Annotated in this window: 23 protein-coding genes; 16 read left to right on the top strand and 7 right to left on the bottom strand. The window is 71.5% G+C overall.

The window, feature by feature from the left end; genetic code table 11:
- The first annotated feature begins 37 nt into the window (after positions 1 to 37).
- The 9 genes from ACH4C6_RS06050 (at position 38) to ACH4C6_RS06010 (ending at position 9,919) form a co-directional block, all read left to right on the top strand.
- The gene (locus ACH4C6_RS06050) at positions 38 to 688 is read left to right on the top strand and encodes a winged helix-turn-helix transcriptional regulator (protein ID WP_398107304.1); all 651 of its coding nucleotides are present in this window, start codon (positions 38 to 40) and stop codon (positions 686 to 688) included.
- Between the two features lie 100 nt (positions 689 to 788).
- Complete coding sequence (locus ACH4C6_RS06045) at positions 789 to 1,307, top strand: GNAT family N-acetyltransferase (protein ID WP_398107303.1); 519 nt, start codon at positions 789 to 791, stop codon at positions 1,305 to 1,307.
- A gap of 98 nt (positions 1,308 to 1,405) precedes the next feature.
- The gene (locus ACH4C6_RS06040; protein ID WP_398107302.1) at positions 1,406 to 1,759 is read left to right on the top strand and encodes a hypothetical protein; all 354 of its coding nucleotides are present in this window, start codon (positions 1,406 to 1,408) and stop codon (positions 1,757 to 1,759) included.
- Between the two features lie 414 nt (positions 1,760 to 2,173).
- Positions 2,174 to 3,487, top strand: coding sequence for an extracellular solute-binding protein (locus tag ACH4C6_RS06035; protein WP_398107301.1), 1,314 nt, complete (start codon positions 2,174 to 2,176; stop codon positions 3,485 to 3,487).
- A 192-nt stretch (positions 3,488 to 3,679) separates the two neighbouring features.
- Positions 3,680 to 4,645: a carbohydrate ABC transporter permease gene (locus ACH4C6_RS06030; RefSeq protein ID WP_398107300.1), complete on the top strand. Its 966-nt coding sequence runs from the start codon at positions 3,680 to 3,682 to the stop codon at positions 4,643 to 4,645.
- Positions 4,642 to 5,508, top strand: coding sequence for a carbohydrate ABC transporter permease (locus tag ACH4C6_RS06025; protein WP_398107299.1), 867 nt, complete (start codon positions 4,642 to 4,644; stop codon positions 5,506 to 5,508). The genes ACH4C6_RS06030 and ACH4C6_RS06025 overlap by 4 nt, the downstream gene beginning before the upstream one ends.
- Before the next feature lie 47 nt (positions 5,509 to 5,555).
- Entirely contained in the window at positions 5,556 to 8,057 is a 2,502-nt protein-coding gene (locus tag ACH4C6_RS06020; protein ID WP_398107298.1) for a glycoside hydrolase family 2 protein, read from the top strand.
- Positions 8,050 to 9,108 (top strand): LacI family DNA-binding transcriptional regulator, encoded by a 1,059-nt coding sequence (locus ACH4C6_RS06015; RefSeq protein ID WP_398107297.1) that lies wholly within the window; start codon positions 8,050 to 8,052, stop codon positions 9,106 to 9,108. Before ACH4C6_RS06020 ends, ACH4C6_RS06015 begins: the two co-directional genes overlap by 8 nt.
- A gap of 133 nt (positions 9,109 to 9,241) precedes the next feature.
- On the top strand, positions 9,242 to 9,919 hold the full coding sequence (locus ACH4C6_RS06010) for an alpha/beta fold hydrolase (RefSeq protein WP_398107296.1): 678 nt from the start codon (positions 9,242 to 9,244) through the stop codon (positions 9,917 to 9,919).
- A 37-nt stretch (positions 9,920 to 9,956) separates the two neighbouring features.
- Here ACH4C6_RS06010 and ACH4C6_RS06005 read toward each other — a convergent pair whose 3' ends face one another.
- Positions 9,957 to 10,955, bottom strand: coding sequence for a glycosyl hydrolase (locus tag ACH4C6_RS06005; RefSeq protein WP_398107295.1), 999 nt, complete (start codon positions 10,953 to 10,955; stop codon positions 9,957 to 9,959).
- A 416-nt stretch (positions 10,956 to 11,371) separates the two neighbouring features.
- Here ACH4C6_RS06005 and ACH4C6_RS06000 point away from each other — a divergent pair, with 416 nt between their 5' ends.
- Positions 11,372 to 11,968, top strand: coding sequence for a hypothetical protein (locus ACH4C6_RS06000; protein ID WP_398107294.1), 597 nt, complete (start codon positions 11,372 to 11,374; stop codon positions 11,966 to 11,968).
- A 13-nt stretch (positions 11,969 to 11,981) separates the two neighbouring features.
- Here the strand turns inward: ACH4C6_RS06000 and ACH4C6_RS05995 are convergent, their stop codons facing one another.
- Positions 11,982 to 12,755, bottom strand: coding sequence for a polysaccharide deacetylase family protein (locus ACH4C6_RS05995; protein WP_398107923.1), 774 nt, complete (start codon positions 12,753 to 12,755; stop codon positions 11,982 to 11,984).
- A gap of 211 nt (positions 12,756 to 12,966) precedes the next feature.
- Positions 12,967 to 13,809: a GntR family transcriptional regulator gene (locus tag ACH4C6_RS05990; protein ID WP_398107293.1), complete on the bottom strand. Its 843-nt coding sequence runs from the start codon at positions 13,807 to 13,809 to the stop codon at positions 12,967 to 12,969.
- 258 nt (positions 13,810 to 14,067) lie between these two features.
- Between ACH4C6_RS05990 and ACH4C6_RS05985 the strand changes: the two genes are divergently transcribed.
- From ACH4C6_RS05985 to ACH4C6_RS05965, 5 genes are all read left to right on the top strand, one after another.
- Entirely contained in the window at positions 14,068 to 15,333 is a 1,266-nt protein-coding gene (locus ACH4C6_RS05985) for an extracellular solute-binding protein (protein ID WP_398107292.1), read from the top strand.
- A 91-nt stretch (positions 15,334 to 15,424) separates the two neighbouring features.
- Entirely contained in the window at positions 15,425 to 16,411 is a 987-nt protein-coding gene (locus tag ACH4C6_RS05980; RefSeq protein ID WP_398107291.1) for a carbohydrate ABC transporter permease, read from the top strand.
- Positions 16,408 to 17,295, top strand: coding sequence for a carbohydrate ABC transporter permease (locus tag ACH4C6_RS05975; protein WP_398107290.1), 888 nt, complete (start codon positions 16,408 to 16,410; stop codon positions 17,293 to 17,295). Before ACH4C6_RS05980 ends, ACH4C6_RS05975 begins: the two co-directional genes overlap by 4 nt.
- Positions 17,292 to 18,866, top strand: a complete 1,575-nt coding sequence (locus tag ACH4C6_RS05970) for a beta-N-acetylhexosaminidase (RefSeq protein ID WP_398107289.1) — start codon at positions 17,292 to 17,294, stop codon at positions 18,864 to 18,866. The genes ACH4C6_RS05975 and ACH4C6_RS05970 overlap by 4 nt, the downstream gene beginning before the upstream one ends.
- Positions 18,867 to 18,960: 94 nt before the next feature.
- Positions 18,961 to 20,385, top strand: coding sequence for a cellulose binding domain-containing protein (locus ACH4C6_RS05965; protein WP_398107288.1), 1,425 nt, complete (start codon positions 18,961 to 18,963; stop codon positions 20,383 to 20,385).
- 74 nt (positions 20,386 to 20,459) lie between these two features.
- Here the strand turns inward: ACH4C6_RS05965 and ACH4C6_RS05960 are convergent, their stop codons facing one another.
- The 3 genes from ACH4C6_RS05960 to ACH4C6_RS05950 all read right to left on the bottom strand — a co-directional run bounded on the left by ACH4C6_RS05960 (position 20,460) and on the right by ACH4C6_RS05950 (position 23,563).
- Positions 20,460 to 20,894 carry a VOC family protein gene (locus ACH4C6_RS05960; protein WP_398107287.1) on the bottom strand — a complete coding sequence of 145 codons (435 nt, stop codon included), beginning with the start codon at positions 20,892 to 20,894 and terminating at the stop codon, positions 20,460 to 20,462.
- 69 nt (positions 20,895 to 20,963) lie between these two features.
- A complete protein-coding gene (locus ACH4C6_RS05955) occupies positions 20,964 to 22,493 on the bottom strand; it encodes a glycosyltransferase family 2 protein (protein ID WP_398107286.1) in 1,530 nt (509 codons plus the stop codon).
- Positions 22,490 to 23,563, bottom strand: coding sequence for a HEAT repeat domain-containing protein (locus ACH4C6_RS05950; protein WP_398107285.1), 1,074 nt, complete (start codon positions 23,561 to 23,563; stop codon positions 22,490 to 22,492). Before ACH4C6_RS05950 ends, ACH4C6_RS05955 begins: the two co-directional genes overlap by 4 nt.
- A gap of 262 nt (positions 23,564 to 23,825) precedes the next feature.
- Between ACH4C6_RS05950 and ACH4C6_RS05945 the strand changes: the two genes are divergently transcribed.
- Positions 23,826 to 25,055 (top strand): ATP-binding protein, encoded by a 1,230-nt coding sequence (locus ACH4C6_RS05945; protein ID WP_398107284.1) that lies wholly within the window; start codon positions 23,826 to 23,828, stop codon positions 25,053 to 25,055.
- Between the two features lie 18 nt (positions 25,056 to 25,073).
- On the opposite strand, the gene ACH4C6_RS05940 is transcribed toward ACH4C6_RS05945, so the two are convergent.
- Entirely contained in the window at positions 25,074 to 25,448 is a 375-nt protein-coding gene (locus ACH4C6_RS05940) for a response regulator (RefSeq protein ID WP_398107283.1), read from the bottom strand.
- Positions 25,449 to 25,670 lie beyond the last annotated feature (222 nt).

Genomic DNA, 25,670 nt, shown 5'->3' with positions numbered 1-25,670 from the left:
AGTACAGATTCCGTACCTCTCCCGGTACGCTCGCCCCATGGCCGGTTACCAGCAGTTCTGCCCGATCGCCCGTGCTCTCGACGTCCTCGGGGAGCGCTGGACGCTGCTCGTCGTGCGGGAGCTGATGATGGGCGAGCGGCATTTCAATGGAATTCAGCGCGGCATCCCCCGTATCTCCCGGACGATGTTGTCGGCGCGGCTGAAGAGGCTCGAATCCGCAGGGCTCGTGGAACGGGCGGAGGGCGAATATCGTCTGACGGAACCCGGCGAGAACCTCGCCCCCGTGCTGCGGGAACTCGGCCACTGGGCCCTGGAATCCGACCCCCGCGGTCTGCGGAAGGAGGACCTCAGCCCGGAGGTGCTGACGCACGACATGAGCCGCCGTGTCGTGCCCGAGCACCTCCCCGTCCACCCGACCCTGGTCGAACTGCGCTTCCGCGGGCGGCGGTCCGACCCCTACTTCCTGCTGGCCCGGCGTCCCCAGGTGCAACTCTGCGCGGAGGACGGCGGCTTCGACATCGCGCTGCACGTGGACGCCGACCTGGAGGCGCTCACCAGGTTCTGGCTCGGCGAGGCCTCCTGGGACGACCTGCTGCGCGCCGGGGCCGTGACGCTCACCGGCCCGGCGGAGCTGAGGCGGGACTTCCCGGCGTGGTTCTCCGGCTACCTGCTCAGGCCCCGGGGGTGACGGGCCCTCACCGGCGTCCGGGCGGCCATCACCCCCGACCGGCTGCAAGGGCGCGCGGTGCTGCACCCTCCTGCCCTCCGGCACGGCAGGGAGGTGGCGGGTGAGCACACTCATCGCCCGGCCGCTCCGAACCGAGCGACTCGACCTGCTGCCGCTGCGGGTGGAGCACGCCGAGGAGATGGCCCTCGTCCTGTCCGACCCGGACCTGCACACGTACATCGGAGGCACCCCGGACACCCCGCCGGCCCTGCGCTCGCGCTACGAGCGGATGGCCGCGGGTTCCCCGGATCCGGCGGTCTCCTGGCTGAACTGGGTGCTGCACCTGCGCGCCGAGTCCTGCCTGACGGGCACGGTCCAGGCGACGGTGGGTCCGTCGGACGACGGTCTCACCGCCGAGATCGCCTGGGTGGTGGGCACGCCGTGGCAGGCACGGGGCATCGCCCGCGAAGCGGCCTGCGGACTGCTCCGGTGGCTCCGCGACCGGTCCGTGCGCACGGTCGTCGCCCACATCCACCCGGACCATCGGGCCTCCGAGGCCGTGGCCACCGCCGCCGGCCTCGTGCCGACGGACGCCTGGCACGAAGGCGAGCGGCGCTGGCAGCGGACGCTGGGCCGCTGACCGCCCCACGAGACGAGAATCGCCTGGCAGTTGCCGCACCGCCACCGGTACCGTCCGGCTACCGAAACCCACCCGCGTCCACCGAAGGGACTGCCCCGATGACCAGCCGGCGACCGACGACGACCCTGTGGCGCCCCACCGGTCCCGAGGAGCTGGAACTGGTCCGGCGGTCCGAGTGGCGTGCCTGGCCTCCGCGCCTGCCCGAGCAGCCGATCTTCTATCCCGTCCTGAACGAGGACTACGCGATCCGGATCGCGCGGGACTGGAACGTGAAGCACGACGGCGCGGGATACGTCACCCGCTTCGAGGTGGACGCGCAGTTCGTCAGTCGCTATCCCGTGCGCCAGGCAGGTGGACGGACGATTCTCGAACTCTGGGTGCCGGCCGGGGAACTCGACGAGTTCAACGCCCATGTCGTCGGTGACATCCGGGTGGTTCACGAGTTCTCCTGACCGAGGCCACCGGGGCCACCGAGGCCACCGGGGCCCGAAGGATCGCCGGTTGCACCGGTCGTCGTCCACTGCTCTCGACCCCCTCGTCCATCACGCAGCGTGACACTCCGGCCGCGAGGTCGTCAGCGGGTCCGGTCGCGCCCCCGGCCGATCGGACCACGCTTCGGACAACGCCGTCCAGCCTCCCGCCACCCACTGCGTCGACGGCCTCGCGCGCCGTCGTCCCGTTTACCCAAGGTTTAGTAAAAGCGCAGGTCAGCGTGTTGAATCTCGTGGGAAAGCGTCTAGACCGGTCTATGGACACGGCCGCGACGCTGCGTCTACGTTGAGCGCTCATCGGGCCGAGGGCACCGAGCGCCGACATGGCGCCCCTTCGCTCCGTACGGCCTGTTCTCCCAACGAGAGGTGGCGGGAATGCGAAGAAACTGGCTCGCGCTGACGGCTGCGACCATGGTGGCGGCAACAGCCTGTAGCGGACAGGGAGGCGGCGAACCCGGTGAGATCGCGGCACCCCCGAGCGACCCCGCGAAGGTGACGGGGAGCATCACCGTCCTGACCAACAGGACCGACCAGATGACCGACGGCACCCTGGAGAAGTACGCCACCGAGTTCCGCAAGGTGTATCCGGGGGTGAAGGTCGAATTCGAAGGGCTCACCGACTACGAGGGTGAGACCAAGATCCGGATGAACACCGAGCACTACGGTGACGTCCTGCTCATACCGAACTCCCTCTCCGTCAAGCAGTACCCGGACTTCTTCGCCCCGCTGGGCAGGGCGGGTGAGCTGTCCGCGAAGTTCGACTACACCGACCACGCCACCGTCGACGGCCAGGTGTACGGTCTGGCCAACATCGGGGTCGCCAACGGGTTCGTCTACAACAAGAAGGTCTGGGCGAAGGCCGGCATCGACGAATGGCCGTCCACACCCGAGGAGTTCATCGCGGACCTCAAGGCGATCAAAGCGAGGACGGCGGCGATCCCGTACTACACCAACTACAAGGACGGCTGGCCGCTCACCAACTGGACGAACGCGATCGGCTCCCCGACCTGCGACACCGGGGCCTACGACGCCCTGGCCACCACGGACAGGCCCTGGAGCCGGGGTTCGGACCTGTACGCCATCGACAAGCTCCTCTACACGATCGTGGACGAGAAGCTCGCCGAGCCCGACCCCACGACCACCAACTGGGAGGACTCCAAGGCGCAGATCGGAACCGGCAAGGTCGCCTCGATGTGGCTCGGCTCCTGGGCCGTCTCCCAGATGCGGGCGGCGGCCGAGGCGGCGGGCAGGAACCCGGACGACATCGCCTTCATGCCGTTCCCCGCGCGGAAGGACGGCGCGTTCTGCTCCGTGCTGCGCCCGGACTACCAGTACGCGGTGAACAAGCACTCGGACAACAAGGCGGCCGCTCGCGCGTGGATCGACTGGTACATCACCAAGTCCGGCCAGGCCGCCGCGGAGGGCTCCATCTCCTCGGTGAAGGGCGCACCCCTGCCCGATACGCTCGAGGCGTTCGCTGACAACGATGTCACCATGATTCCGCAGAGCCAGAAGAACGTCTCGCGGGTCAACGCCGTCGACAAGGCGTCCGAGGTGGGCATCACCGCGCAGGACTACCGGCAGAAGCTCGTGGACGTCGCCCGCGGGGCCTCCGAAGGGGACATGGACAGCTACTTCGACGAGCTGAACGACAAGTGGTCCGAGGCCCGGCAGACCCTCGGCGGCTGAACCGGACACGGTGCGGCGGGCACCACGGCCGGGGGAGCCCGTCCCCGGCCGCCACTCGCTCCACGCGGCCCCAGCCGCTCACCGCGTCACAGCGACGGCACCCCGTCACAGCGACGGCACCCCGTCACAACGACGGCACCCTGTCACAACGACGGCACCTTTGACCGGGAACCCACCACGAGGAACCATGAGATGACCGTTGTCCACAAGACCCGCGCCGCGACACGTGCCGCCGGCCGGCGGGGCGCTCCGCCTCCCGGGGGCACCGCCGGCCGGTCCCGCGCGGGCGGGCGCCGCCGAGCCGCCGCCCTGACCCCTTGGCTCTTCCTGGCCGCCCCGCTGACGCTGCTGGTGATGTTCACCTACGTCCCGGTGGCCGACATGATCGGCTACAGCTTCACCGACTGGGACGGCGTCAGCCCGGCACGCTCCTTCGTGGGCGCCGACAACTACGCCGACCTGGTCACCCGGCCGGCCCGCTTCGAGGTGTTCCTCGTCAGCGGTTTCTACCTGGCCGCCTCGATCGTGCAGATCGCGGTCGCGCTGTACTTCGCGACGGTCCTCGGCTTCAGCACCCGGTTCCGCAACCTGTTCAAAGGGCTGCTGTTCTTCCCCTACCTGATCAACGGCGTGGCCGTCGGATTCGTGTTCCTCTACTTCTTCCAGCCCGACGGGACCCTCGACACGCTGCTGCGCCTGGCAGGTGTGGAGGGCAGGCATCTCTGGCTGGGCGACCCGGACCTGGCCAACCCTTCGCTGGCCGGAGTGTCGGTGTGGCGCTTCATGGGGCTGAACATGGTGCTCTTCCTGGGCGCCATCCAGTCGATCCCCCCGCACCTGTACGAGGCTGCGCAGCTGGACGGAGCCAACCGCTGGCAGCAGTTCCGGCACATCATCGCCCCCGGCATCAAGCCCGTCATCAGCCTGAGCTTCGTCCTGGCGGTGTCCGGCTCCCTGGCGGTCTTCGAGATCCCGTACATCATGACCGGCGGCGCCAACGGCACCGAGACGTTCGTCATCCAGACGGTCAAGCTCGCCTTCCAGTTCGACAAGGTCGGTCTGGCCTCGGCGTCGGCCGTGGTCCTGCTGCTCCTGATCCTGCTGGTCACCTGGGTCCAGAGCCGGCTGATCCCCGAGGAGAGGGTGGAACTCTCGTGACCGACGACTCCGTTGCGACCCGGCGCGCCCACCGCGGCACGCCGTCCCGGGCCGCCGCCGCCCTCACGTACCTCTCGCTGCTGATCGCCTCGGCCGTGGTGGTGGTCCCGCTCGCCGTGGTGCTGCTGACCTCGCTCAAGACGCAGTCCGAGGTGGCGAACGACGGGCCCCTGTCGCTGCCGGGCGACTGGTTCAACTTCGCCAACTACGCGACCGCCTTCGAACAGGGCGCCATGCTGCGGGCGTTCGGCAACACGGCGCTGATCCTCGTGGTCTCCACCGCCGGTACCGTCCTCATCGGCTCGATGACCGCCTACGCCATCGACCGCTTCCAGTTCCGCCTGAAGCGCCTGGTCATGGGGCTGTTCCTGCTGGCGGCGCTCGTCCCGAGTGTCACCACCCAGGTCGCCACCTTCCAGGTCATCGACGAACTCGGTGCCTTCAACACCCGCTGGGCGCCCATTCTGCTCTACACGGGGACCGACATCGTGTCCATCTACATCTTCCTGCAGTTCATCCGGTCCATCCCCACGTCCCTCGACGAGGCCGCCCGCCTGGACGGCGCCAACTCCTGGACCATCTACTGGAAGATCATCGTTCCCATGCTGCGTCCGGCCGTCGCGACCGTCGTGATCGTGAAGGGCATCGCGATCTACAACGACTTCTACGTGCCCTTCCTCTACATGCCCGACCCCGAACTCGGCACCATCTCCACCGCCTTGTTCCGGTTCAAAGGGCCCTTCGGCGCGCACTGGGAGACCATCTCCGCCGGCGCCGTCCTGGTGATCGTGCCGACCCTGATCGTCTTCCTGGCGCTGCAGCGCTTCATCTACAGCGGCTTCGCGGCCGGTTCCGGCAAGTGATGCGCCCGACCGCCGCGCCCCGCACCACGTCCCACGAGGAGTACCGCATGAAGGTCCGCACCCCCCTGTCCGAGGGCTGGACGCTGCGCCTGAACACCGAGCGCCACACCCCGGACCAGGCACCGCCCGGCCTGGTCGGTTCCACTCTGCCGGCGCAGGTTCCCGGCTGTGTCCACACCGACCTGATGGCGGCCGGGTGGCTGGCGGACCCGTACCTCGACCTCAACGAGGACGAGGTGGCGTGGGTGGGCCGGGCGGACTGGACGTACGCCACCGAACTGCCCGGCAGCGACGGGACGTTCGAGCGCACCGACCTCGTCTTCGACGGCCTCGACACCGTCGCCGCCGTACGGGTGGGCGGCCGGCGGCTGGGACGCACCCGCAACATGCACCGCTCCTACCGGTTCGACGTCACCGACCTGCTGTCCGGCGGCCCCGCCCCGCTCGACGTCACCTTCACCTCCGCCTACGCCGAAGCAGAGGCCGTGCGGGCCGTCCTCGGCGAGCGGCCCAACTCCTACCCGGAGCCCTTCCACTACCTCCGCAAGATGGCCTGTTCCTTCGGCTGGGACTGGGGGCCGACCCTCGTGACGGCCGGCGTCTGGCGTCAGGCACGGATCGAGCGGTGGTCCACCGCCCGGCTGGCCGCGGTGCGGCCGCACGTCACGGTCGCCGAGGACGGGACGGGAATCGCCGAGATCACCGTCGACCTGGACCGCACGACGACCGGGCGCGACCGCCCGCTGCGCCTGCTGGCCGCCGTCGGGGAGGCGTCGGCCGAGGTCACCGTCGCACCGGGGGAGAACAGCGCCACCGTGACCGTCCGGGTGCCGGACGTCGATCGGTGGTGGCCGCGCGGCTACGGCCCGCAGGTCCTGCACGCCTGCACGGTCACCCTCGGCGACCTCGACGCAGGCCATCCGCTCGACACGTGGGAGCGTCGCATCGGCTTCCGCACGATCCGGCTCGACACCTCCGCCGACCGTCACGGCAGCGCCTTCACCCTGGTCGTCAACGGCGTGCCCGTCTTCGCGCGCGGAGTCAACTGGATCCCCGACGACGCCTTCCCCACCCGCGTCACCCCCGACCGCTACCGCACCCGCCTCGGCCAGGCCGCCGACGCGGGTGTGGACCTGGTGCGCGTGTGGGGCGGCGGCATCTACGAGGACCACGCCTTCTACGACACCTGTGACGAACTGGGCCTCATGGTCTGGCAGGACTTCCTCTTCGCCTGCGCCGCCTACCCGGAGGAGCAGCCGCTGCGCTCCGAGGTCGAGGCGGAGGCCCGGGAGAACGTGACCCGGCTGATGCCCCACCCGTCGCTGGTCCTGTGGAACGGCAACAACGAGAACCTGTGGGGCTTCGCCGACTGGGACTGGGAACCGGCCCTGGCCGGTGACTCCTGGGGCGAGGGCTACTACCTGGGCCTGCTCCCGCGCGTCGTGGCGCAGACCGACCCGACCCGGCCGTACTGGGCGGGCAGCCCCTGGTCGGGATCCTGGGACCACGCCCCGAACGACCCCGGCCACGGCACCGCACACTCCTGGGAGGTGTGGAACCGCCGCGACTACGGTGACTACCTCACCTCGGTGCCGCGTTTCGTGGCGGAGTTCGGCTGGCAGGCCCCGGCGACGCACGCCACGCTCGAACGGGCGCTGTCGGAGCGCCCGTTGACGGCCGACTCGCCCGCCATGCTGCACCACCAGAAGGCCGAGGACGGCAACGGCAAGCTGAACCGTGGCCTCGCCCCGCACTTCGCTCCGCCCACCGGCTTCGACACCTGGCACTACCTGACCCAGCTGAACCAGGCGCGCGCCGTGGCCGCGGGGGTCGAGCACTGGCGCTCCCACTGGCCGCGCTGCGCCGGCGCGGTCCTGTGGCAGCTCAACGACTGCTGGCCGGTCACCTCCTGGGCCGCCATCGACGGCGACGGCCGCTTCAAACCCCTCTACTTTGAACTGCGCCGTCTGTACGCCGACCGGTTGCTGACCATCCAGGAGCGCGACGGGTCGCTGACACTCGCGGGCTGCAACCAGGCCGGGACGGTCTGGGACACCACCGTCACCGTGCGCAGGGTCGGGGCGGACGGGACGGTCCTGGCGCAGGCCGAGATCCCCCTCAAGGCCGCCGCCCGGGAGGTGGCGCTGGAGCGGCTGCCGGAGACGGTCGCCCGGTTCACGGACATCACCCGCGAGTTCCTCGTCGCGGACGTGCCGGGCTTCCCACACCCGGGCGAGGAAGGTGAGCGCGCGGTCCACTTCCCCTGCCCGGACCGCGAGTTCGCCCACACCCCGGCCTCCTACGACGTACGGGTGCACGAGGACGGCGAGACGGGAACCCTGATCACGGTCACGGCCGGGACGCTCGTCCGGGATCTGCTGCTCCAGGCCGACCGGCTGGACCCGGGGGCCCGCACCGACCGGGGGCGGGTGACCCTCCTGCCCGGGGAGAGCGCGACCTGGCGGGTGACCGGCTGGACCGGCACGGACACCCGGAGTGCCCGTGCGGCCCTGTTCTGCGTCAACGAGGGCGGAGCCGTCCGTGAGTGAGGGCAGGGAGCACCGGCCGGGGCGCGTCACGATCTCCGACGTGGCGGCCCTGGCCGGCGTGTCCAGGGGAGCGGTGTCCCTGGCGTTCAACAATCGTCCCGGGGTCTCGGAGGCCACCCGGGAACGGATCATGGCGGCGGTCGCGGAACTGGGCTGGGTCCCCAGTCAGGTCGCCATCAAGCTGTCCGGGTCGGCGACCGGGGCGGGGGACACCGTCGGTCTGGTCATCGCCCGGCCCGCGCGTCAATTGGGCCTGGAACCCTTCTACATGGAGTTCATCTCCGGGGTCGAGTCCGTCCTCGAGGAGCAGGGGTGCTCGCTGCTGCTGCACCTCGTGCGGGACACGGCGCAGGAGATCGCCGTCCATCGCCAGTGGTGGAAGTCCCGCCGGATCGCCGGTTCCCTGCTGGTCGACATCCAGCGGGACGACCCGAGGATCACCGAGCTGGCCGCGATCGGACTGCCGGCCGTCGCCGTCGGGCATCCGTCCCTCACCGGCGGGTTCACGTCGGTGTGGACCGACGACGAGACGGCCGTGCACGAGGCCGTGCGCTACCTCGCGGTCCTCGGGCACCGGCGGATCGCACGGGTGGGCGGTCACCCCGCTCTCGGGCACACCGCGATCCGCACCGCCGCGCTGAACGCGATCGTGGAGCGACTCGGCCTGGAGCCGGCCCGCAGCATCACCACCGACTACTCGGGCGAACAGGGCGCACGGGCCACCAGATCGCTCCTCAGCGCCCACGAGCGGCCGACGGCGATCATCTACGACAACGACGTCATGGCGGTCGCGGGGCTGTCCGTGGCCGCCGAGATGGGGCTGAGCGTGCCGAAGGACATCAGCCTGATCGCGTGGGACGACTCGCAACTGTGCCAGCTCACCCATCCGAACCTGTCGGCCATGAGCCACGACGTCTTCGGTTTCGGCGCGGACGTGACCCGCCGCCTGTTCGACGTCGTCCACCGCCGCAACCCGGAGTCCGGCCCGGCCGCGACCCCCGTCCTGCTGCCGCGGGGGAGCAGCGCACCACCACCGCGCGACCCCGCCTGACGGACGGCGGCCCGGGACAGGACGGACATCCTGCCCCGGGCCCCGGGCCCCGGTGCCCGCCGTGCCCTGTCGCCACGGCGGTGGAGAGGCGGGAGCGGCATCGGGCACGCCCCGTGACCACGGAGGACGACCCTTGAGACTCACGACCCGCAGCTGGGGCGAAGGTCCCCGCACGGCCGTCCTGGTGCACGGCATCATGACGGACTCACGCAGCTGGAGCGGCGTCGCACCGGCCATCGCCCGGCACGGCTACCGGGTCGTCGCCGTCGACCTGCCCGGCCACGGGGGCAGCGGCCCCGCCCCCGGCTACACCCCGGCCTCCCTCGCCGCCGCGCTCCTCGCCACCCTGCCGGAAGCGCCCGACCTCGCCGTCGGCCACTCACTGGGCTCGGCCGCGCTGCTGCTCGCCGCCTCCCGGCTGCGCTGCACCCGCGCGGTCCACTGCGACCCCGCCTGGCTGCCCCGGCACCGGAACCTGGACGCCCTGCGCGCCACCCGGCACGCCACGTGGCACGAGCTGCGCGCGGCGCATCCCCGCTGGCACGCGGACGACATCACCGCGGAGCACCGGGCCCTCGCCGCCTGGGATCCCGCCTCGGTCACCGCCCTCCAGCACCTGCCCGGCCTGCCCGGCGCCCCCGCCGTTCCCTCACTGGTCGTGCTCGCCGGTCCGAGCGAGCGGATACCGCCGGCGCACGCCGCGACGCTCAGCCGCCGGGGCTGGCGGGTACGCACCGTGGACGGCGCCGGTCACGCCGTCCACCGGGACGACCCGGCCGGCTTCCTGCACGCGCTGCACGGCTGGCTGTGACGACACCGCCGCGCTCAGCCGTGCAGGCGGGCAGGTGTCAGGGCAGAGTCAGCTCACCCTGGTTGAGCACGCGCGGGTGGAAGTACGCGGCCTGGATCTCCGCGTTGGTGTTGTTCCCGCGCAGATGCTCGGACCACATCATGAACCACGCCCACTGCGTCTGGCTGTCGAGCAAGGCCGCGGTCGGCATCTTGCCGATCTCCGCGATGGCCATGGGTTTCGTTCCGGCGATGCCGCGCATCTGCTGGTAATCGGCAGAACTCGGATGGTTCTTGTACCAGACGTCCAGCGAGACGACATCCACGTACTGATTTCCCGGATAGTAATTGCTCCAGCCGCCCGCCGGATTGTCCTGCACGTTCCAGACCCAGATGAGATTGTCCAGGCCCTTCGTTCCCGCGAGGTAGTCGCGCGTGATCTGGAACAGCCGCGCGCTGCCTTGGGATCCGGGGCGGTTGCCCCACCAGTTCCACGACTCGTTCATCTCGTGCAACGGCCGGAACAGCACCGGAACCCCGGCGTCCTTCAACTGCCGCAGATAGGGGACGGCCTCGTCGAGGCGCCGCTTCCAGGCGGTGTTCAGCGCACTGCCTTCGGTGAGGATCTGGGAGAACTGCGCGTTCGAGATGTTCGACTTCACCCCGCCCTCGAAGGCGCAGGTGCTGCCACCGGTCGGCGGGCAGACGTGCCAGGTCAGGGAGACGAGCGAACCGTTGGCCCACTCGATCTTCGCCTGGTCGATCACGCGCTGACGGTTGGCCACGTCAGCGGCACCGAACATGAGGTCGCCTCCCCACAGCCCGGGATACTGACCGGTCACGTCCTTCACCTGTTGGGTGTACTGTCCCGGCGCGGAGGCGGGCTCCTTGTTGTGCTGGCCGGAGACGATGTGATGTCCGCTGATGGAACGCAGATGGTCGAGCACCTTCTGCTTGGGGGTCGGAGGGAAGGCCTGCGCGGATTCAGTGGCGGGCCAGACGAAGACGGCCGCCGCCACCGCGGTGACGGCCGCGGCTGAAGTGAGTTTCTGTCGCATTCTTTTCATCAGCGTCCCAGCCCTCGTGGTCTCGGGAATTCGGTCGACGCAATGAAGGTGGCGGCCCGGTCCGGCGGGCGTCAATAGCCCCGGCCGCAAGAGGAAGCAGGCGCGCTGCCGTTTTTACTGAACGATTCCTCAACGCGGTGGAATACCTGTGCGCTTGTCCACCATGCCTGTTTCAGGGCGGCGTCACGTCGGCCGGTCCGCGATGTCCTGTGACGCCTCCCGCCGGAGGCGCGACGGCGATCCGGTCACCGCCCGGCGGCACGTGAAGTCCGCCCGGTGCGCCGCTGATAGCCTCGTGCTGATCACGGGACCAGACGCGACTCACGTCGCCCCGGCCCCCGGCTCGGGCCGGCGGACCGCCGCGCCCGTCCCGACGCACTGAAAGGCGCCACCCCACTCCCATGCACATGCGCACCACCCGCACCGCTCTGGCCGCATCCGTCGCCGCGCTGGCGCTGACCCTCACCGCCTGCGGCAGCGGCGGCGACTCCGCCGACGGCAAGGCCCGGCCGAGCGCGGGGAAGTCCGAGTCGGCGAAGGCCCGGACGACCTTCCGCCTCGGCGAGTCGAGCCCGGTCCAGGAGAGCACGGCCGAGAAGTACAAGGGGACGAAGTACACGCTGACCCCGACGAAGGTGGAGACCGGCACGGAGGCCGACATGGCTGCCTCCGGTCTCAAGAAGGACAAGGACGACAAGCCCCAGGTACCGGTCTACGTGTGGACCACCCTGAAGCACGTCAGCGGCAAGCCCATGGCGTCCGGCGACATGGACGACGACCTGATCGTCCGGACGGACAAGGACAAGCGCACCCGCGCGCTCATCGTGCTGCTGGGCGAGGCGAAGTGGCCCGACTGCCCGGCGCCCCAGGACAAGACCCTGAGCCCCGGGCAGTCGCAGAAGATCTGCAAGGCGTTCCTCATCCCCGCCGGCCAGAAGGCGAGCGCCGTCGAACTGTTCCAGGGCTTCTACAAGGAGCCCCTGGAGTGGCCGGTGAACGGCTGACCGGCTCCGGTCCTCAACGCACCGGGAACCCGCACGAGTAGCCCTGCTGCTCGAGCCAGGGGAGGATGCGGCGCAGGGCCTCGACGGTCTGGGAGCGGTCGCCGCCCGCGTCGTGGAAGAGGAGCGTCGGTCCGTTGGCCAGCTCCCGCTGGACCGTGGCCACGATGGCGTCCGTGCCGGGGCGTTCGAAGTCCTTGGTGTCGACGTTCCAGCCCAGCGGCCGCATCCCCCGCGACGCGGCGAGTTTTCGGCTGTACGGGGTGAACGCCCCGCCGGGCGCCCGGTAGTACAGCGGCCGGACGCCCCCCGACGCCTCCGTGATCATGCGCTCGGCGTCGAGGATCTGCCGGGACTGGTAGGTCGTGGAGTTCTTGTCCATGGCGGTGTCGTGCGAGACGGAGTGGTCGCACAGCCGGTGCCCGGCCGCGACCACCTTCTTGACGAGGCCGGGGTGCGCCCGCGCCTGGGTGCCCACCATGCAGAACGTGGCCTTGACCCCGTACTGCTTCAGCACGTCGAGGACTTGAGGGGTCCACACGGGGTCGGGGCCGTCGTCGATGGTGATGTTCACGCCCCGCGCCCCCTTCTCCGAGGCATGGGCGATGGTGACGGCGACCGGCTCGACGTCACCGCCGGGCGAGGCCGCAGCGGTCGCCCTCGGCGCCGGGGAGTCGGTGGCGCCGGCCTGCGCGGTCCACACCGACGCGCCGGTGGCGAGCACCGTCACCCCCAGCGCCGCCCCCACGACCTTGCCGTACCAGCCCCGCCCGCCACCGTGCCGCGCCATGTCCGCCCCGCTCTCCCGCAGTTCCCGTCCGGCCCCCGGTCGTCTCACGACCACCTGACAGGACGAGGACCGACGGCTGCGGGATCCGCCCGTTACGGTTTCCGGACGATTCCGCCGGGGTTCCCGGACAACCGGCGGCGCCCCCTCGCCCGGCCGTCGGCGCAAGCGCGAGGGGCCGCCGCGCAGAGCCGGTCCCCCCTGTCCCGTTCCGTCAGGTGCCCCCGGCAGCCTCCCCTGGCGCCCCGGAGACGCTGGGCTCCCACCGCCCCGCCCCGTGGGGCGCGACCCCCGGTGTCACCCCCGACCCGGGCGGGGCCGGCCGCCGGTCCGACGCGTTGAGGCTCAGCCGGGAGACGATGCGGTAGCGGTCTCCGCGGTAGATCGAGTGGACGTACTCCACCGGCCGCCCCCGCGTGTCCCCGGTGTGGCGCTCGAAGAGCAGCGCGGGCGACAGTTCGGGCACGCCCAGCAGCCGGGCCTCCGCCTGGCTGACCACGGTGGGCTCGATCGTCTGCGTCGCCTCGCTGACCTCCACCCGGTGCCGCTCGCGCAGATGCTGGTAGAGGTCTCCCGTCTCCAACTCCCGTGCGGTCAGGGCGGGGACGAGGTCCGCCGGGATGTGCAGGTGCTCGATGGCCATCGGGGCGCCGTCGACCAGCCGCAGGCGCGCCGCGTAGACGATCTCGGCGGCGGGGGACAGGTGCAGTTTGCGGCCCACCCGGGCGCCCGCGGTGATGGTGGCGAACTCCAGCAGACGGCTCGACCAGGCGCCGGACGCCTGCGGCAGGACCATGCCGTGGGAGTCCGAGACGAGTTCCTGCGTGATCTTCTCCGGTGCCACGAACATGCCCCGCCCGTGCTCGCGCACCAGCAGTCCCGCGGCGACGAGTTCGTCGACCGCCGCCCGCAGCGTGGGGCGGGAGACCTTGAGCGTGGCGCACAGGGACCGTTCCGAGGGGATCGCGTCCCCCGGGTGCAGCGACTCGATGAGCTGGAGGATGTGGTCCCGGACCCGCTCCCGTTTGAGTACCGCCCCCGACCCGTCAGCGCCCATGCCCGACCGCTCCCGCCCCGCCGTACGCGAATGTTCTCCGACCCGTCCTGGGGACTCTTTACCACTCGACGCCCGCTGGTCAAGCGCGGGGGAGACCGTGAAGGTCACTCGCCGCGAGTCGGCGCGCCCAGAAGCCGTGTGCACGCGGGGGATTGACGCCTCTATTGGTCTATGCCATTTTCATCGACCAACGAGAGGTCACCTGTCCAGTGGCTCAACTGGTCAGGTTCCTTGGCGTCTTACCTCCAGAGGTGAACTGTGAAGCTCCGCACGCTTGCAGGACTGACCGCACTGGTGATGGTCTCGGGCGTCAGCGCCTGCGGTGACGGCTCCGGATCGTCCGGTGACTCCGCCGGCGGCGCCACGACGATCGACGTCTGGCTCATGCGCGACAGCGTCTCGGCGCAGTTCCAGAAGGAGTTCGTCGCCGCGTTCGAGAAAGCCCACCCGGACATCGACGTCAAGGTCCAGATCCAGGAGTGGGACGGCATCGGGGAGAAGGTCACGGCCGCCCTCGCCAGCAACGACGCCCCGGACGTCATCGAGACGGGCAACACCCAGGTCGCGCAGTACGCGCAGAGCGGCGGCCTGCTCGACCTCAGCGACCGGACCGAGGAACTCGGAGGGGACGACTGGCTCAAAGGGCTGGCCGAACCCGGTGCGTTCGAGGGCAAGCAGTACGGCATCCCCTACTACGCCGCCAACCGGGTCGTGATCTACCGCACCGACCTGTTCCAGAAGGCCGGCGTCGACGCGGCCTCCATCAAGACCCGGGACCAGTGGATCGCCGCCACCGAGAAACTCGACTCCGGTGGCACCCAGGGCATCTACCTGCCGGGCCAGATGTGGTACGCACTGGCCGGCTTCATCTGGGACGAGGGCGGCGACCTCGCCACACGGTCGGGCGACAACTGGCGGGGCGCACTCGACACGCCGCAGGCGCTGCGCGGCATGGACTTCTACAAGAAGCTCCAGGCCCTCGGCAAGGGCCCCAAGGACTCCGACGAGGCCGAGCCGCCCCAGGCCGAGGTGATGGCCAAGGGGCAGGTGGCCCAGATCATCTCCACCCCCGGCGGAGCCAACGTGGTCACCGAGAACAACCCCGACCTCAAGGGCAAGCTCGGGTTCTTCCCCGTCCCGGGCAAGACGGCCGAACGCCCCGGCTCGGTGTTCATCGGCGGCTCCGACCTCGTCGTCCCGGCGGCGTCCGCCAAGCCGGAGGCCGCCTTCACCTTCGTCAAGGAACTCACCGGTGACACCTGGCAGCGCAAACTCGCCGCCGCCATGAGCTACGTCCCGAACAAGACCACCCTCGCCGACGCGGTCGCCTCCGATCCGGGCGCCTCGGCCATGGCGACGGGGGCCGCCGTCGGCAGGGCGACACCCAACACCCCCGGCTGGGCCGCCGTCGAGGCGAAGAACCCCATCAAGGACTACATGACCGCGGTGCTCACGGGTGCCGACGCCCGGGCGGAGGCGACCCGTGCCTCCGCGGCGATCACCGCCGCCATGAACGGTTCCTGACTCCGCCACGGCCGCCGCACCACCCGCCTTGGGGGCCTTCCGGCCCCGTCCCGCCGTACACGCCCCTGACGACACCCGAGGAGGCGACACCGTGTCGGTCGTCCGCGACTCCAGTGCGCCACCCGTCCGGCCCCGCCCGCCGGCGCGGCCCCCGGCCAAGCCGCGACGCGGCAGTGCACCACGGGCCGGCCGGGCGGGCCCGTGGCCCTACCTGCTCGTGGCCCCCACGGTCCTGGGCATGCTGTATCTCCTGCTGTACCCCCTCGCCCGCGCCGTGCTGATCTCGCTCCAGGACTTCCGGCTCCGCCAACTGATCCAGGGCGACGCCCGGTTCGTCGGCCTGCGCAACTACCGGACGCTGCTGGCGGACGAGCGCTTCTGGCAGGTCGTACGCCGCACCTTCGTCTTCATGGCGGTGAACGTCGTCCTGATCATGCTGCTGGCCACCCTGGTCGCCCTGCTCGTCGAGCGGCTGGGCCGCCTGTGGCGAACGGCCGTGCTCAGCGCGCTCGTCCTGGCCTGGGCGATGCCGGTCATCGCCGCCACCACCGTCTTCCAGTGGCTGTTCCACTCCGAGTACGGCGTCGTCAACTGGGCGCTCCAGCAACTCGGCTTCTCCTCGTTCGACCGCTACCCGTGGTTCGCCCACGGTCCGGCCGCGTTCACCATCCTCGTGCTGCTGATCGTCTGGCAGTCGGTGCCCTTCGCGGCCATCACCCTCTACTCCGCCCTGACGACCGTCCCCGCGGAACTGTACGAATCGGCCCGCCTCGACGGCGCTTCGGCCGGGCGCGTCTTCCGCGCGGTCACGCTCCCGCTGATCCGGCCGATCTTCATGCTGGTCCTCTCCCTGGAGGTCATCTGGACCTTCAAGGCGTTCGTGCAGATCTGGGTCATGACCAACGGCGGGCCGGGCGACGCCACCACCATCCTGCCCGTCTACGCCGTGCAGACCGCCCTGTCGAGCCAGCGCTACGACCTCGGCTCGGCGGCCTCCATGGTCACCGTCGCGCTGATGGCAGGCGTACTCGTCCTCTACTTCCGCCAGCTGTTCCGCCAGGAGGGCGAAGCCGTATGAGCGCCGGTCCCCCGACCTCCGGATCCACACGCCGAGGTGCCCGCACCGCCGCGCGTCCTCGGGCCCGCCGGCGCCTGCTGCTCGACTCCGCGGCCTGCCTGACGATCGGGGTGTGCCTCTTCCCCGTCTACTGGATGGTCACCACCGCGTTCACACCCAACCGGGACATCCAGTCGGACACACCGCACCTCCTGCCGCACACCTGGACGACGGAACACTTCCGTGCCGCGGTGGCGGCGGACGGCTTCGCACTGTTCTGGCGCAACAGCCTCATGGTGACCGCCGGCGCCGTCCTGCTCGCCCTCGTCGTCGCGCTCGGCGCGTCGTTCGCGGTGGCCCGCATGCGGTGGCGCGGCCGACGGCAGTTCATGCTGCTGGTGTTCGTCGCCCAGATGGCACCCTGGGAGGCGCTGATCATTCCCGTGTACATCATCTCGCGGGACACCGGCATGCTCGACCGGCTGCCCACCCTCACCCTGGTGTACTTCATGATGACCCTGCCGTTCACCGTCGTGGTGCTGCGCGGCTTCATCACCGCCATCCCGCCGGAACTCGAGGAGGCGGCACAGGTCGACGGCTGCACACGCCGCCACGCCTTCCGCCACATCACCTTCCCCCTCCTCGCACCCGGACTGATGGCCACCTCCCTGTTCGGCTACATCACCGCCTGGAACGAGTTCGCCTACGCCAACTTCCTCATCATCAAACAGCAGGACAGCCGCACCCTTCCGGTCTGGCTCTCCTCGTTCCAGAACGTCTTCGGCACCGACTGGGGCGCCACCATGGCCGCCTCCACCCTCTTCGCCCTCCCCGCCCTCGTCGTCTTCCTCCTCCTGCAACGCCACGTGACCGCCGGGTTCGCCGCCGGCGCCGTCAAGGGATGAGCCCGCCCCCCCGCTCAGCCACGACCCTTCCGGAGACAGCCGTGACCCCGTCCCCACCGCGGACCGCGCTCGTGCCCCGACCCGCCAAGGCCCGCTTCAAAGCAGGGCACTTCACCTTCGGCACCGACACCCGCCTGCGCGTCACCGCGGGCGCCGAGCCCGCCGCGGAACTCCTGCGCACCCTCCTCGCACCCGCCACCGGGCTGCGGCTGCCCCCGGCCGCCGACGGCCCCGTCGTCCTCGCCCTCGACACCGCCCTGACCGGACTGGGCAGCGAGGGCTACGGGCTGACCATCGGACCCCGCTCCGTGCTCCTGCGCGCCCGCACCGTCACCGGCCTGCTGCGCGGTGTGCAGACCCTCCGCCAACTGCTGCCCGCGCAGGCCCTGGCCGCGACCCCCCGACCGGGCGTGCCCTGGACCCTGCCCTGCGCCGACATCACCGACGTCCCCCGGCTGCCCTGGCGGGGAGCCATGCTCGACGTGGCCCGCCACTTCCAGCCCCTGCCGTACCTGCTGCGCTACGTCGACCTGCTCGCCCTGCACAAGATCAACGTCTTCCATCTGCACCTGACCGACGACCAGGGCTGGCGCATGCCCGTCTCCGCCTACCCGAAGCTCACCGAGATCGGCGGCCACCGGCGCCGGACCATACGCGGGCCGAGCGGCGACCACCACGACGGCACACCCCACGGCGGCGCCTACACCCGGGCCGAGCTCGGCCGGCTCGTGGCGCACGCGGCGGCACGCGGGGTCACGGTGATGCCCGAGATCGAGATGCCGGGCCACTCCCGGGCCGCCCTGGCCGCCTACCCGCACCTGGGCAACCGGCCCGAACGCGCCCTGGACGTGTGGACGCGGTGGGGGGTGTGCGACACGATCCTCGGGGTCCACGAGGAGGTCCTCGACTTCTGCCGGACCGTGCTGGAGGAGGTCATGGACGTCTTCCCCTCGCAGCACCTGCACATCGGCGGCGACGAGTGCCCCACGACCGAATGGGAGCGGAGCCCGGCGGCCGCCGGCCGCGTCCGGAGCGAGGGTCTGGCCGGGCCGGCCGCCCTGCACGGCTGGTTCCTCACCCGCGTCGGCGCCTTCCTCAGCCGGCAGGGACGGCGCCCGGTGGCCTGGGCGGAGACCGGCACGGAACTGCCCCCGGGCTTCACCGCGATGGCCTGGCGCGACCCCGAACACGCCCTGCACGCCGCCCGGCACGGCCACGACGTGATCAACTCCTATCACCGCGCCACCTATCTGGACTACCCGCAGAGCCCCGGCCCCGACGAGCCGCCCGGCCAGCCCGGCGGCGTCGTCGGACTCCGGGACGTCCACGGCCACGACCCCGTGCCCGCAGCGGCTTCCCCGCAGACAGCCGCCCGCATCCTCGGCACCCAGGCCCACCTGTGGACCGAGTACGCCGCGACACCGGCCCGCATCGAGTATCTGACCTACCCCCGTCTGTGCGCCCTGGCCGACGCCGGCTGGACGGGTCCCACCCCCTGGGCCGACTTCAGCTCCCGTCTGGCCGGCCACACGGCCCGCCTCGACGCGCTGCGGGTCGCCCGCCACCCCTGAACCGCACCACCCCGCACCGCAGCACCGCACCGTCCGTGTCCGTCCGGCCGCCCCGAGCGGCGGGACGGCCCACCCCCACCCGGAAGGAAACCGCATGCAACGGCGCACCACTCCCCAGCGGTGGCGCATCGCCGCCGTGGCCGTGGCCACCGCAGTCACCTCCCTCGCCGCCCTCACCGGTACGGCCGACGCCGCCGGCGAGACCGTCGCCGTCCAGTACCGCACCGGCGCCGGCTCCGCCACCGCCGACCAGTCCGAACCCTGGCTCAAGGTCCGGAACACCGGGGCCGTCCCGGTCCAGCTCTCCACCGTCAAGGTGCGCTACTACTTCAAGGCCGACTCGGCCGGGGCCGCCTACCGCTTCGCCTGCTCCTGGGCGGTCAAGGGCTGCGCCCACATCACCGGCACCTTCGGCACCCTCGCGCACCCCACCGCCACCGCCGACCGCTACCTCGACATCGGCTTCACCGCCGGGGCCGGCAGCCTCGCGCCGGGTGCCGACACCGGGGACATGCAACTGCGCTTCCACCGCACGGACTGGCAGCCGCTCAAGCAGAGCGACGACTACTCCTTCGGCGCCGCCCGCACCACGTACGCCGACTGGCCCAAGGTCACCGCACAGGTCTCCGGCAGCACGGTGTGGGGCACGGCCCCCGAGGGCAACGACCCGACCGATCCGCCGACCGATCCGCCCACCGACCCGCCGGCCGGCGGACAGACGCTGTTCGACGACTTCAACTACAGCGGCCACAGCGACCCGAGAATCTCCGCGAACGGCTGGAACGTCCGGGCCAACTCGGGCGGGCCCGGCGTGCCGGGCGCCACCTGGGCGCCCGAGAACGTGACCTTCGCGGCGTCCGGCGGCAACTCCGTCATGAACCTGCGCACGTCGACCGCGGGAACGGCCGCGAGCACCCGGCAGACCGAAGTCCTCACCAAGGCGACGAAGTTCAGGAACGGCACGTACGCCGCCCGCGTCAAGTTCTCCGACGCGCCGGTCTCCGGCCCCGACGGCGACCACCTCGTCCAGACGTTCTTCACCATCAACGACCTCAAGGCGCCGATGGCCGACGACTACGCCGAGTACGACTTCGAGTACCTGCCCAACGGCGGCTGGGGCGAGCCCGCCAACATCCTGTACACCACGTCCTGGGAGACCTACAACCCGGATCCGTGGCAGGCCGTCAACCAGCACACCGAGTCGCGGCAGAGCTACGCCGGCTGGCACGACCTGGTGCTCACGATCGACAACAACAGCATCACGTACTACGTGGACGGGCAGCCGTTCGGCACCCATGACGCCGCCTACCTGCCGGAACGCCCCATGTCGATCAACTTCAACCAGTGGCTGATCGACCTCGCGGGCCAGACGAGCACCACCCCGCGCGCCTACGACCAGCAGGTCGACTACGTCCTGCACGTCAAGGACCAGGTCCTCACACCGGCGCAGGTCACGGCGAAGATCAACGCCTACCGCACGTCCGGCACGACCTTCGAGGACACCGTCCCCAACGCCTGACCGGGGAGGTGATCTCCACGGGCCGGGGCTGCCCGCCGCACCGACGGGCGGCCCCGCTCACGTGCGGCCGGGACTCAGTCGAGGCAGAACTCGTTGCCCTCGACGTCCTGCATCACGATGCACGACTCGTTCTCCTCGTCGGCGAGCAGCACCTGCACCTGCGCCGCCCCGAGCGCGATCAGCCGCTCGGCCTCCGCGGTCAGCGTGGCCAGCCGCTCCTCGCCCACGAGGCCCGTGCCGACCCGCACGTCGAGGTGCACGCGGTTCTTGACCACCTTGCCCTCGGGCACCCGCTGGAAGTACAGCCGCGGCCCCTGGCCCGAGGGATCACTGCACGCGAACCAGGCCCCCCGCCGCTCCGCCGGCTGAGCGTCCTCGTAGGCGGCCCAGCTCGCGAAACCCTCCGGCGGTGGCGGTGCCACGTACCCCAGCACCTCGCACCAGAAGCGGGCGACCCGCTCCGGATCCGCGCAGTCGAAGGTGACCTGGAACGTCCTGATCGTCGGCATCGGCGCACCATAGCAGCGGACTTCGCCGCGCTTCCGCTCTTTTTCCGCCCGCCCCTGCCGACGCGCGGATCAGGGGGATGTGCCGCGGTCCCGAGGTGCCGCCGCAGGCCGTCGTGCACCGGGTGGGGCCTGCCCGGCCGCCGTCTCCGGAACCGCGGCGTGGCTGCCGTGGTCGAGGGGTGTGGTCCCGGCGAAGCCGCTGCGGGTCATCTCGCCCCACACGGGCGTCCCGTTGCGCAGCGACGCCCACCACCCCTGCAGTCGCCACAGGGCCGTGAGCTGCCGGTAGCCGAGGTTCTCGACGACGGTGGCCGCGGCCACCGCAGCCAGGTCCCCGAGCCGGCGGTAGCGGTGCAACCCCAGCTCGTCCAGCAGCAGGGCGAGCAGCGACAGCAGCACGGCGTAGCCGAAGGCCGCCATCAGGAACAGCAGGGCCAGCGACGCGGAGACCACACCGAACCCGAACCCGACGCAGACCGTGACGAGACCCCACACCTCGAGCAGCGGGGCCAGCAGCTCGAACAGGACGAAGTAGGGATAGGCGACCATGCCGATGACGCCGTAGCGGGGACGCAGCAGCATCTGCCGGTGCCGCAGCAGCGTCTCGTACAGGCCCCGGTGCCAGCGTCTGCGCTGCCGGGCCAGGACGCGGCCGCTGTCGGGGACCTCCGTCCAGCAGACCGGCTCGGGGATGAACTCGATGCGGTAGGGGCGGCGCCGGTCGCGCAGGTGCCGGTGCAGGCGCACCACGAGCTCGAAGTCCTCTCCGAGGGAGTCGGCGTTCATCCCGCCGACCTCGACGAGAACGTCACGGCGGTACAGACCGAACGCCCCGGAGATGATGAGCAGGCCGTGCAGACGGGCCCACCCGGTGCGGCCCATGAGGAACGCCCTCAGGTACTCGACGACCTGGATGCGCGGGAGCCAGCCCTTCGGGATCCGGGGTTCGGCGACCCGCCCGTGACGTACGACGCTGTCGTTGACGGGACGGATGACGCCTCCGGCGGCGACGACGTGCAGCGGATCGGCCACGAACGGCTGGGCGAGCGTCAGCAGGGCGTCCTCGTCGAGCAGGGAGTCGGCGTCCACCATGCACACCAGGGGGTGGGAGGCCAGATCGATGCCGACGTTGAGGGAGTCGGCCTTGCCCGAGTTCTCGGTGCGCACGACGGTGAGGGGCACGGAGTGGGTACTGACGAACACGGCACGGGCCGGTTCCCGCGACGTGATCTCCCGGGGGCGCACGCGTTCCACCGGTACGAGCCCGAAGGCCTCGCGGAGCCGGGCGAAGGTGCCGTCGCGTGAACCGTCGTCGACCAGGACGACCTCGTGGCGCGGGTAGCGCAGAGCGAGCATGGCCCGCACGCTCTCGACGATGGTCGGCTCCTCGTTGTACGCGGCGGTCACGATCGAGACCGGCGGGGTGAGGGGGCTGGTGGCGAGGTCGTCGAGGCCGGTGAACCGACGGCGCCGGGCCAGACGCGGGATGGTGCGTCCGGCCACCACCAGCAGCACCAGGTACACGGTGTTCAGCACGAGGAAGTAGCCGATGACCAGGTACTGGCTGAGGTGGACGAGGGTGACGACGATGTCCTTCACCGGTCGGTGCCTCCCCGGTCGACGGCGCAGGAGAGGGCTTCACGGGCGTGCGCCCCGGCGGGATCGCCCCCACGTGCCGCGTCGGTCAGGGCCCGCCGTCCCGGCCGGTCCAGGCGCAACAGGGCGCGGGCCGCGGTATGGGCCGGGCGGTAGCTGCCGTGCCGGAGTGCCTGCTCCAGCGCGGGCACCGCGCTCTCGTCGCCGATCAGACCGAGCGCTTCGGCGGCGGCCGCCGCGACCCGGCCGGAGGGGTCGGTGCGGACGATCGTGGTCAGCGCGGTGACGGCCGCGGGTTCGCCGACCCGGCCCAGAGCCGCCGCGGCCGCCGCCCGGACCATCGCGGCGGGATCGTGCAGCGCCACCGACAGGGCCGGAAGCGCCCGGCGGTCCTTGATCAGGCCGAGCAGTTCCACGGCCAGGGCCCGGTGCTGTTCGTCGCCGCCTCCGGCCGCTGCTGTGAGCGCCTGGACGGAGGCCGGTCCGATGCGGACGAGCGCGTCACCGAGCAGGCCGGGGGCGACGGACCTTGGCGCGTCCAGGGTGGCCAGCAGCAGACCGGCACTGACCCCGTCTCCGAGCCGCCCCAGAGCGCGTACCGCCGTCTCGCGCACCGTGACGCTGCGGTCTTCCAGCAGGCCGTGCAGGACGCGCCGTGCCTCGGCTCCGTGCACGGGGTCCGTCCGCAGGCTGGGCCCGGTCAGGGCGAGCCACGTCGCGGCTCGGGCCCGCTGCAGCGAACGGGGCCCGGCGGCGTGGGCCAGGGCCGTGTCGACGACACCGCGCTGCACCAGGACGTCGGTGAGCGCCCGGTGCGCGCCTCCCTTGACGCGGCTCAGCAGGCGGGTGACGGCCGGCTCCACCGCCTGCCAGGTACGCCGGTCCAGCGCGGCCAGCGCCGCGCCGGCCGACGGGTTCTCACCGCCCGCCGTCTCCACGACGAGGCGTCTCGCGGCCGCCGCCGCACCCCCGACGGCCCGTTCCCGGCGGTTGCGCACCGCCCGGATGACGCAGAGCGCGAGCAGGCAGAGCGCCGCCCAGGCCGCGGACACCGACAGAACCGCCTGCGCCACCGTACGCACCGCTGTCCGCCCCTTCGTCGCTCACGCGACCAGCCTCCGGCGGTGCCCGGGCGCGGGCCAAGGAGCCGCGTGCGTTTGCCACGGCGCGTCCCTCGGAGGGGTGACCGGACACCGCGCGGAGGGCGGGCGGTGACGGCGCCGCGCCACCGGGGCTGGAGGCGGGCGCGGTGGTCCGGTGTTGCGGGCACCGGCAGGCCGGGTGAAGCTGCCGAGGACCGCACACGTGTGACTCCGCGGCAGGGAGGCCCGACTCGTGGACGCCGGCGACGACCCCGCCGAGCACCGCCGACTCGCGGTGCTGGAGCGCTACGGCATCGTCGGGGCGCCCGCACCGCCGGACCTGGACGTGATCGTCCGGCTGACCGCTCGGGTGTGCGACGCTCCGCAGGCCGCCGTGAACATCATCTCCGCCGACCGCCAGCACCAGATCGCCGCGGTGGGCATCGCCCCCTCGGTGTGTTCGCGTTCGGACTCCATGTGCGCGGTGAGCATCCGCGCCCCCGGCCAGGTCCTGGTACCGGACGCACGGCGGGACCCGCGGTTCGCCGCCAACCCCTGGGTGACCGCCCCCGCGGGCGCCGTACGGTTCTACGCCGCCTCCCAACTGCACTCACCCGAGGGCGAGACGCTGGGCACCCTGTGCGTGTTCGCCCAGGAGGTGCGGTCCCTGACCGGGCGGCAGCGGCAGGCGCTGGACGACCTGGCGTCCCTGGTCGTGGACGTTCTGGACCTGCACCGGCACCGGCAGTTGCTGCACCACGCGCTGCTCGCCGCCGACCAGGGCCGGGCCGAGCTGGAGCGCTCCAACACGGCCCTGGAGCAGTTCGCCGGGCAGGTCAGCCACGACCTGAAGAACCCGCTGACCGGCATCACCGGTCACGCGGGCCTCCTCGCGGAGCTGCCGGGCGTGACCGTGGACGCGCAGGCGTCGGCGTTCGTCAGCCGTATCGAGGCGGCCACGTCCCGCATGAACCGCACCATCGAGGCCGCTCTGTCCCTGGCCCGCACCGGCGGACGGCTGCAGCTCGTCCAGACCGACCTGCGCGTCGTGGCCCAGGAGGCGATCGCGGACCTGCACGAGGAGCTGACACGGGCGCGGGCACACGTGTGTCTCGGCATGCTGCCGGTGGTCCCCTGCGACGGCACGCAGATCCGCAGGCTCCTGCAGAACCTCGTGGCCAACGCCGTCAAGTACCGCCACCCCGGCCGGCCCCCGCGCATCGAGGTGAGCTGCGACAACGACGCGGACGGCTGGAACCTCCGCGTCACCGACAACGGCGTGGGGATCCCCGCCGAACAGCGCCGTCACGTGCTGGAACCCTTCGTGCGGCTGGACACCGGCGCGCCCGGCTCCGGGATCGGCCTCGCCACCTGCCAGCGCATCGCGGTGGCGCACCGCGGCACCCTCGCCGTCGACGCGGCGGCCGGCGGGGGCACGACGGTGACGTGCCATCTGCCCTACCCGCCGGCGACGCAGGACTGAGCGCTCCGGCGGCGCCGGTCAGGCACCCGAGCGGGCCAGGACGGCCTGGACCCGGCTGCCGACCTCGCGCGGACTGAACGGCTTGGCGATGTAGTCGTCCGCGCCGGCGGCGAACCCGGCCTCCACATCGCCCTCCTCCGACTGGGCGGTCAGCAGGATGACCGGAAGCGTGGCCGTCGCCGGGTTCTGCCGCAACCGCCGGCACACCTCGACACCCGTCAGCCCCGGCATTCGGACGTCCAGCACGGCCAGGTCCAGGCTCAGGCTGCTCGCGATCCGCAGGGCCTCCGGGCCGTCCTGCGCGGCCAGTACGGTGTGGTGGGCGCTGCCGAGCTTGAAGGACACGACGTCCCGGACGTCCTCGTCGTCATCCGCCACCAGAATGGTCGCCACGGCACACTCCCTGTCAGCGAACACTCGCGCGAATCGGCAGGCATGCGGCCTTCCGTCGCCGCTCGGCCGCCCGTCGCCCCGCCGCGCGCCGGGACGACTCCCAGTATCACCCAGGGGGGCCGGGGCCGCCCGGCCGCGGAGGTCCCACCGCGGACGGCTGCGGCGGCGCCGCGGGGGAGCGGAAAGTGGTGCCGCCACAGCCGGCCTGAGGTGTAGGTGCCC

Origin of the sequence: Streptomyces sp. NPDC017943, from assembly GCF_044328425.1 — a bacterium.
Taxonomy (GTDB): domain Bacteria; phylum Actinomycetota; class Actinomycetes; order Streptomycetales; family Streptomycetaceae; genus Streptomyces; species Streptomyces djakartensis_A.
The sequence above is the reverse complement of the archived record's forward strand: the minus strand, read 5'-3'. Positions and strand labels throughout refer to the sequence as shown.

Coding starts and splice junctions, on each gene's coding strand:
- ACH4C6_RS06050 (WP_398107304.1), top strand. CDS start 38: ATGGCCGGTTACCAGCAGTTCTGCCCGATCGCCCGTGCTCTCGACGTC.
- ACH4C6_RS06040 (WP_398107302.1), top strand. CDS start 1,406: ATGACCAGCCGGCGACCGACGACGACCCTGTGGCGCCCCACCGGTCCC.
- ACH4C6_RS06035 (WP_398107301.1), top strand. CDS start 2,174: ATGCGAAGAAACTGGCTCGCGCTGACGGCTGCGACCATGGTGGCGGCA.
- ACH4C6_RS06030 (WP_398107300.1), top strand. CDS start 3,680: ATGACCGTTGTCCACAAGACCCGCGCCGCGACACGTGCCGCCGGCCGG.
- ACH4C6_RS06020 (WP_398107298.1), top strand. CDS start 5,556: ATGAAGGTCCGCACCCCCCTGTCCGAGGGCTGGACGCTGCGCCTGAAC.
- ACH4C6_RS06005 (WP_398107295.1), bottom strand. CDS start 10,955: ATGCGACAGAAACTCACTTCAGCCGCGGCCGTCACCGCGGTGGCGGCG.
- ACH4C6_RS06000 (WP_398107294.1), top strand. CDS start 11,372: ATGCGCACCACCCGCACCGCTCTGGCCGCATCCGTCGCCGCGCTGGCG.
- ACH4C6_RS05995 (WP_398107923.1), bottom strand. CDS start 12,755: ATGGCGCGGCACGGTGGCGGGCGGGGCTGGTACGGCAAGGTCGTGGGG.
- ACH4C6_RS05990 (WP_398107293.1), bottom strand. CDS start 13,809: ATGGGCGCTGACGGGTCGGGGGCGGTACTCAAACGGGAGCGGGTCCGG.
- ACH4C6_RS05975 (WP_398107290.1), top strand. CDS start 16,408: ATGAGCGCCGGTCCCCCGACCTCCGGATCCACACGCCGAGGTGCCCGC.
- ACH4C6_RS05970 (WP_398107289.1), top strand. CDS start 17,292: ATGAGCCCGCCCCCCCGCTCAGCCACGACCCTTCCGGAGACAGCCGTG.
- ACH4C6_RS05965 (WP_398107288.1), top strand. CDS start 18,961: ATGCAACGGCGCACCACTCCCCAGCGGTGGCGCATCGCCGCCGTGGCC.
- ACH4C6_RS05960 (WP_398107287.1), bottom strand. CDS start 20,894: ATGCCGACGATCAGGACGTTCCAGGTCACCTTCGACTGCGCGGATCCG.